General features: G+C 67.7%; 13 protein-coding genes. 10 read left to right on the plus strand and 3 right to left on the minus strand.

Annotated elements, in window-relative coordinates; translation table 11 throughout:
- Nucleotides 1-234: 234 nt before the first annotated feature.
- Genes HNV26_RS35665 through hpt form a run of 3 tightly spaced genes read left to right on the plus strand, consistent with a single transcriptional unit; the run spans nucleotide 235 to nucleotide 2,210 of the window.
- Nucleotides 235-834, plus strand: a complete 600-nt coding sequence (locus HNV26_RS35665) for a thymidine kinase (protein WP_011555047.1) — start codon at nucleotides 235-237, stop codon at nucleotides 832-834.
- 15 nt (nucleotides 835-849) lie between these two features.
- Nucleotides 850-1,665: a uracil phosphoribosyltransferase gene (locus tag HNV26_RS35670; protein WP_011555046.1), complete on the plus strand. Its 816-nt coding sequence runs from the start codon at nucleotides 850-852 to the stop codon at nucleotides 1,663-1,665.
- An 11-nt stretch (nucleotides 1,666-1,676) separates the two neighbouring features.
- Entirely contained in the window at nucleotides 1,677-2,210 is a 534-nt protein-coding gene (gene hpt, locus HNV26_RS35675; RefSeq protein WP_011555045.1) for a hypoxanthine phosphoribosyltransferase, read from the plus strand.
- A 62-nt stretch (nucleotides 2,211-2,272) separates the two neighbouring features.
- On the opposite strand, the gene HNV26_RS35680 is transcribed toward hpt, so the two are convergent.
- Together HNV26_RS35680 and HNV26_RS35685 are read right to left on the minus strand one after the other, a co-directional pair.
- On the minus strand, nucleotides 2,273-2,689 hold the full coding sequence (locus tag HNV26_RS35680; protein WP_171442364.1) for a hypothetical protein: 417 nt from the start codon (nucleotides 2,687-2,689) through the stop codon (nucleotides 2,273-2,275).
- Nucleotides 2,690-2,732: 43 nt separating this feature from the next.
- Nucleotides 2,733-3,002 (minus strand): hypothetical protein, encoded by a 270-nt coding sequence (locus HNV26_RS35685; protein ID WP_216613049.1) that lies wholly within the window; start codon nucleotides 3,000-3,002, stop codon nucleotides 2,733-2,735.
- Between the two features lie 231 nt (nucleotides 3,003-3,233).
- Between HNV26_RS35685 and aqpZ the strand changes: the two genes are divergently transcribed.
- Both aqpZ and HNV26_RS35695 read left to right on the plus strand, forming a co-directional pair.
- Nucleotides 3,234-4,070 (plus strand): aquaporin Z, encoded by an 837-nt coding sequence (aqpZ, locus tag HNV26_RS35690; protein ID WP_171442363.1) that lies wholly within the window; start codon nucleotides 3,234-3,236, stop codon nucleotides 4,068-4,070.
- A gap of 83 nt (nucleotides 4,071-4,153) precedes the next feature.
- The gene (locus tag HNV26_RS35695) at nucleotides 4,154-4,789 is read left to right on the plus strand and encodes a LysE family translocator (RefSeq protein ID WP_090491545.1); all 636 of its coding nucleotides are present in this window, start codon (nucleotides 4,154-4,156) and stop codon (nucleotides 4,787-4,789) included.
- A 3-nt stretch (nucleotides 4,790-4,792) separates the two neighbouring features.
- Here HNV26_RS35695 and HNV26_RS35700 read toward each other — a convergent pair whose 3' ends face one another.
- The gene (locus HNV26_RS35700) at nucleotides 4,793-5,440 is read right to left on the minus strand and encodes a hypothetical protein (RefSeq protein WP_171442362.1); all 648 of its coding nucleotides are present in this window, start codon (nucleotides 5,438-5,440) and stop codon (nucleotides 4,793-4,795) included.
- A gap of 112 nt (nucleotides 5,441-5,552) precedes the next feature.
- On the opposite strand from HNV26_RS35700, the gene HNV26_RS35705 reads away from it, so the two are divergent.
- The 5 genes from HNV26_RS35705 to tnpC all read left to right on the plus strand — a co-directional run bounded on the left by HNV26_RS35705 (nucleotide 5,553) and on the right by tnpC (nucleotide 9,337).
- Nucleotides 5,553-6,512: a hypothetical protein gene (locus HNV26_RS35705; RefSeq protein ID WP_253817358.1), complete on the plus strand. Its 960-nt coding sequence runs from the start codon at nucleotides 5,553-5,555 to the stop codon at nucleotides 6,510-6,512.
- Nucleotides 6,513-6,807: 295 nt separating this feature from the next.
- Nucleotides 6,808-7,080 (plus strand): hypothetical protein, encoded by a 273-nt coding sequence (locus HNV26_RS35710; RefSeq protein ID WP_216613050.1) that lies wholly within the window; start codon nucleotides 6,808-6,810, stop codon nucleotides 7,078-7,080.
- 32 nt (nucleotides 7,081-7,112) lie between these two features.
- Nucleotides 7,113-7,427 (plus strand): IS66 family insertion sequence element accessory protein TnpA, encoded by a 315-nt coding sequence (gene tnpA, locus HNV26_RS35715; RefSeq protein WP_171442361.1) that lies wholly within the window; start codon nucleotides 7,113-7,115, stop codon nucleotides 7,425-7,427.
- Nucleotides 7,428-7,452: 25 nt separating this feature from the next.
- The gene (gene tnpB, locus HNV26_RS35720; protein WP_171452991.1) at nucleotides 7,453-7,797 is read left to right on the plus strand and encodes an IS66 family insertion sequence element accessory protein TnpB; all 345 of its coding nucleotides are present in this window, start codon (nucleotides 7,453-7,455) and stop codon (nucleotides 7,795-7,797) included.
- 46 nt (nucleotides 7,798-7,843) lie between these two features.
- Nucleotides 7,844-9,337, plus strand: a complete 1,494-nt coding sequence (tnpC, locus tag HNV26_RS35725) for an IS66 family transposase (protein WP_171442359.1) — start codon at nucleotides 7,844-7,846, stop codon at nucleotides 9,335-9,337.
- Nucleotides 9,338-9,460: the final 123 nt, after the last annotated feature.

Here is a 9,460-nt window from a genome sequence, read left to right on the forward strand (position 1 = left end):
GACCGCCCCGCATCTGTTCGATCGTTGCCGCCACGCCCATCCCCCTTCGCCAGTCCGTAGCCAAGGCTCTTCAAGAGCCTTGCCAAGGCCCGCGGGGCCCGGTGAAGGGCAGGCGAGGAAGCGGGCGACATCCGGGGACGATTCGGCTATGGGACGGGCGTGGCGGGAAGTTGACTCCCCTGGGGTCGTGGCAGACTATCCGCGCCCTTTCCGCCGCCGGCCCGTGAGCGTTCCTTGCACCAATTCCCCAAAGATATCGGGTGGATAGAGGTCATCTGCGGTTCGATGTTCTCCGGCAAGACGGAGGAGCTGATCCGCCGCGTCCAACGCGCCGTCTACGGCAAGCAGAAGGTGCAGGTCTTCAAGCCGCGCATCGACAACCGCTACGACGAATCCGCGGTGGTGAGCCACTCGCAGCACAAGGTGCTGTCCACGGCCATCGAGCGGGCTGAAGAGATTTTTTACAGGCTCGCGCCGGACACCCAGGTGGTGGGCATCGACGAGGTGCAGTTCTTCGGTTCAGAAGTGGTCGCCGTGGTGGAGGCGCTGGCCAACAAGGGCCTGCGCGTCATCTGCGCGGGGCTGGACCAGGACTACCAGGGGCGCCCCTTCGAACCGATGCCCCAGTTGATGGCGGTGTCGGAGTACGTGACGAAGGAGCTGGCCATCTGCGTGGTGTGCGGGAACCCGGCCAACCGCTCCCAGCGCATCGTGTCCAGTGGTGAGCGGGTGGTGGTGGGCGCGGCGGGCGCGTACGAGCCGCGCTGCCGCAAGTGTCACGTAGCGGAACCGGCGGAGGGCACACCGCCGCAGACGTTGGAACTGTTCGACTGAGCGGGAGCTGAACGGATGCGCGACACCCTGTACTCCAACGTTCCCTTCAAGCTGAACGAGATGCCCCACCACTATGGGCCTCACGTCCACCTGGTGGGAAATCCCTTTCTCCTGACCCAGTTGGCCACGCTGTGTTCGAAGGGCGTCATCCAGCCGCAGATCAACCGCCTGGTGGAGACGCTGTACGTCGACCTGGTGAAGACGGTGCTCAACGCGGAGTTCCCGCGGAAGAACGTCAGCCTGCCCACGCGGATGATCGACTCCACTCCGCAGGGGCTCTACCAGGGCGAGGTCATCGACCCGCAGGTGCGGGTGGTGACGGTGAACATCGCCCGGGCGGGCACGCTGCCGTCGCAGGTGACGTACGACCTGATGAACGCCACGCTGGACCCGACGGTGGTGCGCCAGGACCACATCATCATGAGCCGCATGATTGACGCCGCGGAGGCGGTGGTGGGCTCGGAGATTGGCGGCGCGAAGATTGGCGGCGACGTGGACGACGCCTTCGTCCTCTTCCCGGACCCCATGGGGGCCACGGGGGGCAGCCTGTCCACGGCGATTTCGCTCTACAAGAACAAGGTGCCCGGGACGCCCCGGCGCATCATCACCCTGAACCTCATCGTCACGCCGGAGTACCTGCGGAAGATGACCACGGACCATCCGGACGTCATCATCTACGCGCTCCGGTTGGACCGGGGCCTGTCCCCGCCGGAGGTGTTCGGCACCGAGCCGGGCGCGCTCTGGGAGAAGGAGCGGGGCCTGGATGACCGGCAGTACATCGTCCCCGGAGGCGGCGGCTTCGGGGAGATCATGAACAACGCGTACGTGTAGCGGAGGAATCCTTGGCGTTCTACGAGCAGGAAGTCGGTGTCCTGATTTCCGAGGACAAGTTGCAGGCGCGCGTGCGCGAGCTCGCGGCGGAGATTACGCGCGACTACGCGGGCAAGGACCTGACGCTCATCTGCGTGCTGAAGGGCTCGGCGTTCTTCGCCATCGACCTGGCGAAGTACATCGACCTGCCGGTGAAGTTGGAGTTCCTGGGCGTGTCCAGCTACCAGGGCGGCACGGAGTCCACGGGCGAGGTGCGCATCACCACCGACGTCAGCAAGCCGATGGCCGGCAAGCACCTGCTCATCATCGAGGACATCATCGACACCGGGCTCACCATGCAGTTCCTGCTGGAGAACCTGCGCGCTCGGCACCCCGCGTCGCTGAAGGTGTGCACGCTGCTGGAGAAGCCCTCGCGCGCCCGGACGAAGGTGGACATCGACTACAAGGGCTTCGTCATCGATGACCTCTTCGTCGTGGGCTACGGGCTCGACTTCGGCGAGGTGTACCGGAACATCCCCTTCATCGGGGTGATGAAGAACAAGTAGTGCCTTGCTGGTGCGGGCGCCGCCCACTGCGCGCGGCGCCGCACCCAGGTCACGACGTCTGGCTAGAGCGGGCAGACCGTTCCGCCGGGCGTCGGGCAGCGGCGCTCCACGCCGTCGCACCGGATGGAGCAGCTCGTCCACTCCATGCAGACCTGCGTCTGCGTCGGGCACCGGAGGATGGTGCTGCTTCCCGGGCAGCGGAGCGTGAAGTCGGCGCACGGACCGGGCGGCGGAGGCTGCTGGCAGTAGGTGTACTGGCCATCACAGACGACGTAGTTGCTCGCGGACGAGCAGGAGTTGCCCGTACAGCTGATGGACGGGCCTCCCGTGGCTGAACAGCTGTTGGTGCAGGTGTGGAGCTCCGCGGTGCTCTGGCCCAGCTCCTCGGCGGCCACGCCGGGCGCCGGCGCGTCCACGGGGCCACACGCGGCCATCAGCAGCATCGTCGTCACGGCGAGCAGCAGGCTTCCAGTCTTCATGGTGGCGTCTTCTTCGTGGTGTCTATTGCGGGAGACAGCGACGTCACATGAGCGGGCAGAGGTCGGCGAAGTCGCAGCGCACCTCGAGGCCGTCGCATTCGAGCGAGCACGTCGTGTACATCCCGCACGTCTGCGTGCCCGAGGGGCACCGGATGAAGGTGCCGTTGGGGCACATGTACTTGAGCGTGCCGCAGTTGTTCAGCGCGGCCTCGTCCTGGCCCAGGTCCACTTCGGTTTCCGGCGCATCCACCGGTCCACAGCCAACCGCGGACAGCAGCGTCGACACCGCGAGCAGCAGCGTTGCAGCCTTCATGACAAGTCCTTTCAGGTGGGGACGGCCTATCCAGGCTGTCTGCCATAAACCTGAAAGTCAAAGAGGGTCTGGCTTTGCGCATCAAGGGAGGCGGAGGGCCTTGGGCCGCGCACTGGGGCCGCTCAGCGGCCATGACGCGGTGCTTCGCGTTGTCGTCTCCCGGTCCATGCACAGCGTGCCTGGAAGAATTCGCTGAAGCGCGGCGTCTGACCGCGCGAATCGAGGCTGACCATGGATGCATCCAGGGACAGGGCCGCGCTGGCTCGGGCGGGCAACACCCGCAACAACGAGGCCGTCCGGAAGTACGTTGCGGAGTTCATCGGGACGTTCGTCCTGGTGTTGGGAGGCGTCGGGGCGGCCGTGCTGGCGGGCGACCACATCGGCTTCCAAGGTGTCGCGCTCGCCTTTGGCCTGTCCCTGCTGGCCATGGTGTACGTGATTGGCCCCATCTCCGGCTGCCATGTGAATCCAGCGGTGACGCTGGGCCTGCTGCTGACGGGGAAGATGGAGGGCAAGGACGCGGTCGGCTACGTGGTGGCGCAGTGCGTGGGGGCCATCCTCGGCGCGGGCGTGGTGCTGCTGATTGCCAAGGGCATGCCCGGAGGTTACTCGGCGGTGACCGAGGGACTCGCGACCAACGGGTACGGCGCCGCTTCGCCTGACGGCTTCAACATGGGAGCGGCCTTCCTCACGGAGGTGGCGCTCACCTTTCTGCTCGTGCTCACGGTGCTGGGCGCGACGGATGCGCGCGCCCCGGTAGGCTTCGCGGGGCTGGCCATTGGCCTGGTGCTGACGCTCATCCACCTGGTGGGGATTCCGGTGACGAACACGTCGGTGAATCCGGCGCGCAGCCTGGGGCCGGCGGTGTTCGCGGGGAGCGTGCCCATGGGGCAGCTGTGGCTGTTCATCGTGGCGCCGCTCCTGGGAGGCGCCACCGCGGCGGCGGTGTATCGCACGGTGTTCCGTCCTGCCGTGCCCATCAGCGCGGAGGAGGCCGAGCGGGCCCTGCGGCGCGAGCGTGAGGCGCGAATCGCGGACGAGCGGGCCGGTACGCGCGCGCCTGTCTGATGCTGCGGGTCGCTTTGCTCGGCGGGCTCCGGCGGGTACGGTGACTGGCAATCGGGGCCAGTCGTGCCCCCACTGGAGCCGCCATGTTCTTCGACCCGACGCGCCTCACGGCCTACTTCCTGGCGGTGCTCGCGCTCATCCTGACGCCCGGGCCGGACACGATGTTCGTTCTGGCCCGGAGCATGGGGCAGGGGCGCAAGGCGGGCATCGTCTCCGCGCTGGGCATCTTCGTTGGGTGCCTGTTCCACATCGCGGCGGCGGCGTTCGGGCTGTCGACGTTGCTCGCGACGTCGGCGCTGGCCTTCTCCGTGGTGAAGTGGGGTGGGGCGGCCTACCTCGTGTGGATGGGCGTGCAGATGCTGCGCAGCAAGGACACCGCGGCCGAGGCGGTGCAGGCGCTGCCACCCGCTGGCCTGTGGCGCATCTTCCGCGACGGCGTCGTCACCAACGTGCTGAACCCGAAGGTGGCCGTGTTCTTCCTCGCCTTCCTGCCGCAGTTCGTGGACGCGTCCGCGGGCTCGACGGGGCTCCAGTTCCTGGGGCTCGGGTTGATGTTCTCCGTCACGGGGACGTCGTGGCTGGTGCTGCTGGCTGCGTTCGCGGGTGCCTTTGGGGGCTGGATGCGGCGCAATCCGCGCGTGGCCGCGTGGCAGAAGCGCGTCACCGGTGGCGTGTTCGTCGCGCTGGGGGCCCGGCTGGCGTTGCAGCGCCAGGAGTAGGCGTCAGACGAGCGCCTTGATGACCACGTAGAGCACGTAGAGCACCCACGGCACGGCGGCCAGGAGTCCGAGGATTCCGAGCAGGCCGGCCCAGACGGGGTATCCCTTTCGCCACGGTAGGAGCAGGAAGGTGCCTCCGGCGAGCGCGGGCAGGGGCAGCAGGTTGAGGGCGGCCAGCTTCGCGCTCATCAGGCCCCAGGCGCGCAGCAGGTCGCCGTCCCGGAGGAGCGCGAGGAAGCGCTCCACGCGGCCGGGGAGCAGGGAGGGCTCGAAGGGCACGGCGAAGCCGCTCACGAACTGGCGTAGGGCCTCTGTGGGCCCCAGGCAGGCCATGGCGATGGCGACCTGCACGGCCCAGGGCAGGAGGATGACGGCGGCGTGGAGGGGCGGGGAAAGCTGGAGGAGGCGGCTCTTGGCGGGGGCGCCCTCGACGGGCTCGTCGAAGCTCACCGCGCTGCCGAGCGCCAGGGGGCGGAAGGCCCACAGGATGCTCCCCAGGCGGGCGGAGAGCAGGGTGGGGCCGTAGCCGAGGACGACGGACACGGGCCGTGCCCCCAGCGTGCTGGCCACGGCGGTCTGCGCCAGCGCCCAGAGGGCGTTGACGGCGAAGAAGAGCATCCAGAGCCAGAGGAGTTGGGACAGGCGGTCCATGCGGTGCGTCCCTGTCTACCATGACCCGGGGTGGTATCCGTGAAGGGGCGGGGCGCCAATCATCCTGGAGCGTGGCGCCGCGTCTCTGGTAGGCATCCGGGTTGAGGAGCTCATGGCTTACGGCATCGCGAATCACCTCTGGATTCATGGGAGCCCGGACCGGTCCAGGGTCCGTCAGTGGATGGACGCCGCACTGGGGACGTCGTTCGGGGAGCAGCCCCAGAGCGACATCGTCGTCGCGGACGTCTTCCAGTTCGGGCCGTCGCTGACGCTCATCGACGTGCAGGTGCTCGGTGCGCCGCGCGTCGAAGGCGAGGCGGAGGCGGCAGAGCAGGACGGCTTCCTGACGCGCGTGGCCAGCCTGGCGAAGGAAGCGGGCTTCAAGAGCACGCGGGTGTGGATGGGCGACGTGGGCACCATGGCGTGGGAGCTGGAGTCCCAGGGCGAAGAGGGCGCGCCCGTGGGGGCGAAGCGGGAGGATGAGGCGCTGCGCACGTTGGGGCCGGACGGGTGGACCGTGGACCCGCTGGCGCCCGTGGTGGCGCGCGAGGTCATCCGGAGCATCGTCAAGCTGCCGCTGGAGGAGGTCCACCACTACATCGACTGGGCGGTGAGCTGCCGCAGCGCGATGGCGGCGGGGACGCCGGTGGAGGGCTTCAACCTGACGCGCGCCTCGCGGCTGATGGCTACGCACTACCTGGTGTGGAAGGGGAAGGTGCTGCCCAAGCCGACGCCGGTGAGCGAGATGGCGCCGAAGCTAGGGAGGGCCCGGAGGATGCGCAGGGCGGCGACATTGGTGCCTGCCGCGCGCGTCTGGGGGTTGGTGCTGTTGGTGGCCTTCGTGGTGCCCGCCGTGCTGTATCATTTCATCTTCGCCCCGCCTGTGGAGAGCCCCGTGAAGGGCTTCGTGCTTAGTGGCGTGATGACGCTGGTCTGGGCCCTGTTCGCCCTGGTGCGGTTTGATGACTTCCAGGGGCGGCCGGTGCGCCTACCGTGGCGGCTGGCACTGTTTGTCGGTGGCCAACTCGCGGTGGGAGGGTTGATGTGGTGGGTTTACGGGATGCCGCGTTGATACAGGGCAAGTATTTATTCGAGTTCGCTTAATGATGCCTCCCGGGACTGCGCACGCACCAAGTACGGATCGAAGTTCCGCATCTTAATCATACAGTTGTAGTTTGAGTCTCGCGCCACGTGCGCGGTAGTGACAGCGCATGGCGACGGCTTGATGGTGGCGTCGCCAACGACTCCAGTGAAGGACATCGGTGACTGGCGGGAGTGTGCGCCGCCTAATCCTACAGTTGCAGTTCGGAAGAAGCCGCAACCTCCTCTCTGTTGAAAGAACAGGAGGGGGAGGAGCGAGGCTTCCCATGTCGAGGGCAATCGACGCAGCGATGCGAGCGCACGAGGTGCGCCTGGTCGGCCAACTCGGCGCGGAAATGGAGGAGGTAGGGGCTTTGCTGCAGCCCCACTTCCGCAGGCGCGAAGCACATGCCGCTGCAGTGGAGTACGTGAGGGCGTTGCTGGGGCGCGCGCAGCGGAAGACATTGCGACGCTTCCTGGAGGGATTGCGCCAGCCCTATGTGCTGACGGTGGCGGCCAATACGTATCCGTCCGGCCAACGACGTGCTGAGGGGCATTGAGTGAAGAGTTGGCGCCGTGGACCCTGGCGTGCATGTCGAAGCCGGTGGAGAAACAGGAGTGGTTTCGGTTCGCCGAAGCCTTCGAGGCGAGCGGACTGACGCAGAAGGAGTTCGCCTCGCAGCGAGGGTTGCGATTGAGTACGTTGCAGTCGTGGGGGTACCGGCGCCGCCGTTTGCACGGCAGTCAGGCAGAGGCAGTGCGCCTGCTGCCGGTGGAGGTCGCGACGGGGCCCGCGGCGACGGAGTCGATGCTGGAGGTGGTAACGGCGAGCGGAGCGCGGGTGCGCTTCGAGGAGGGCACCGACGTCGACTACGTGGCCCGGCTCGTCGCCGCGCTGGGGCGGTGAGGCAGTGTTTTCCCTTCCAGCCTCAGTGCGCGTGGTGCTGGTCACCGAGCCGGTGGACATGCGCAAGTCGATTGACGGCCTCATGGCGCTGGTGCGCACGGCCTGGGGCGAGGACGTCTACTCGGGGCACATCTTCGCCTTCGTTTCCAGGCGAGGAGACCGCATCAAGGTACTGACGTGGAGCCGGGGCGGCTTCGTGCTGCTGTACAAACGGCTGGAGCCGGGGAGGTTCCGCCTGCCGCCGGTGGACGAGGGCGCCCAGGTGGTGCACCTGGACGCCACGCAATTGGCGATGCTGCTGGACGGCATCGACGTGGCCCAGGTGAGGCGCCAGCCCGCCTGGACGCCTCCCGGGCGTACCGGCACGTGACGCTGCTGGCCGGGGAGGCAGCACGGCGGCGGCGTGTTGAGGCCTGGTGCCCCGAGAGCTTCCGCAAGACCACTTCTGCCCCTGGCGCGAGGAGGCGGAGGAGCTCAAAGCCGAGGTGAGCCGCATCGGCGGGGAGGTGGACGCGCTCAAGGGGCAGTTGGCGGCCCTGCAGCGTCACGTCTTCGGCAGGCGGGCGGAGAAGCTGCCGACGGTGGCCGCCGAGCTGCGAGGGGACGCGGATTCGACGGCGGCTCGGGCTGAGGCCGCGAAGCAGAAGCGCCGAGAGAGGGCCACTCGGAAAGCCGAGGAGGCGCCCGCGCGGGAGATTCGCCACGCGGTACCCTCCGAGGAGCGCCAGTGCCCGTCGTGCGGCGGCGAGGACTTGAATCCGCTGGGCCAGGGGCGCACCTCGGTGGTGTACGAGTACGTGCCGGCGCGCTTCGAGAGGCAGGTGCACGTGCAGGAAGTGCTGGCGTGCGCGTGCGGCCGGGGTGTCGTCACGGCTCCGCCTTCGGCGAGGGTGGTGGACAGAGGCGAGTACGGCCCGGGCTTCATTGCCCACGTGGTGACGTCGAAGTGCGCCGATGCCATGCCCTTGCACCGGCTCGCTCAACGAGTCGAACGCGGTGGCATCCCCATGAGTCGCAGTACGCTGACGGACCTCTTCCATCAGGCCGCCTCGGTGCTGATGCCTCTCTCCCGCCACCTGCTGCAATGCATTGGGTCCGCGGACGTGGTGTGGGCGGACGAGACGCCGCTGCGGGTGCTGGACGTGAAAAAGACCCGCCTGGGCTACCTCTGGACTTTCCTCACCCAGAACGACGAAGACCAGTGGCTCATCGGCTACCGCTTCAGCATGGGCCGGGCTAGCAAGACGCCCAAGGAAGTCCTAGGCGGTACCACAGGCGCACTCGTGGTGGACGCGTACACCGGCTACAACGCGGTGACGCTGCCAAAGGGCCAGGTACGTGTCGGCTGCTGGGCCCATTGCCGCCGCCGATTCTTCGATGCGCTGGCAACCGCCCCCGAGGCGCGAGAGGCACTGGACTTCATCCTCGAGCTCTACCGCGTGGAAGTCCAGGCGCGAGAGGCGGACGTGGTGCGCACGCCGGCCCACCGCGAGCTGCGCCAGCAGCACAGCGCACCCGTCCTCACGCGACTGCACGCCTGGCTTGAAACGCAGGCGCCGCGTCATCCGCCCAAGAGTCCGCTGGGCCAGGCCATTTCCTACGCCCTCAAGCAGTGGGAGGCCCTCACGCGCTTCGTGGAGAATGAGCGCCTTCCTCTCGACAACAACCGCTCGGAATCGGCGCTGAGGAAGGCTGCCCTGGGCCGCAAAAACTCTCTCTTCGTTGGCCACGAGGCCGCGGGTGAAAACCTCGTGGGCCTCTACGCGCTGGTGGCCACCTGCGAGGCCAACCAAATCAACCCCGAGGCGTACCTCGCCGACGTCTTGCTGCGAGTGCAGACGCACCCCAACTCGCGCATCGGTGAGCTGCTACCCCACGAGTGGAATCGGCGACGCGCTGCCGACTCATAGCGGGGTGCGGATGAAGGGAGCAGGCGGAGGGTGTTGACGGAGTGAGGAGGTATCGCCTGCTATGTCCGGTACGCATTCGCTCGACCTGCGCGAGCGTGTCATCGCAGCTTGGCAAGGGGGCGA

This window comes from Myxococcus xanthus, assembly GCF_013116825.1.
Classification (GTDB): Bacteria; Myxococcota; Myxococcia; order Myxococcales; family Myxococcaceae; genus Myxococcus; species Myxococcus xanthus_B.

Excerpts from the sequence above, each read along its gene's own strand:
- HNV26_RS35685 (WP_216613049.1), bottom strand. The coding sequence starts at position 3,002 with ATGAAGGCTGCAACGCTGCTGCTCGCGGTGTCGACGCTGCTGTCCGCG.
- HNV26_RS35670 (WP_011555046.1), top strand. The coding sequence starts at position 850 with ATGCGCGACACCCTGTACTCCAACGTTCCCTTCAAGCTGAACGAGATG.
- aqpZ (WP_171442363.1), top strand. The coding sequence starts at position 3,234 with ATGGATGCATCCAGGGACAGGGCCGCGCTGGCTCGGGCGGGCAACACC.
- tnpA (WP_171442361.1), top strand. The coding sequence starts at position 7,113 with ATGTCGAAGCCGGTGGAGAAACAGGAGTGGTTTCGGTTCGCCGAAGCC.
- HNV26_RS35710 (WP_216613050.1), top strand. The coding sequence starts at position 6,808 with ATGTCGAGGGCAATCGACGCAGCGATGCGAGCGCACGAGGTGCGCCTG.
- HNV26_RS35680 (WP_171442364.1), bottom strand. The coding sequence starts at position 2,689 with ATGAAGACTGGAAGCCTGCTGCTCGCCGTGACGACGATGCTGCTGATG.
- HNV26_RS35700 (WP_171442362.1), bottom strand. The coding sequence starts at position 5,440 with ATGGACCGCCTGTCCCAACTCCTCTGGCTCTGGATGCTCTTCTTCGCC.
- HNV26_RS35695 (WP_090491545.1), top strand. The coding sequence starts at position 4,154 with ATGTTCTTCGACCCGACGCGCCTCACGGCCTACTTCCTGGCGGTGCTC.
- HNV26_RS35705 (WP_253817358.1), top strand. The coding sequence starts at position 5,553 with ATGGCTTACGGCATCGCGAATCACCTCTGGATTCATGGGAGCCCGGAC.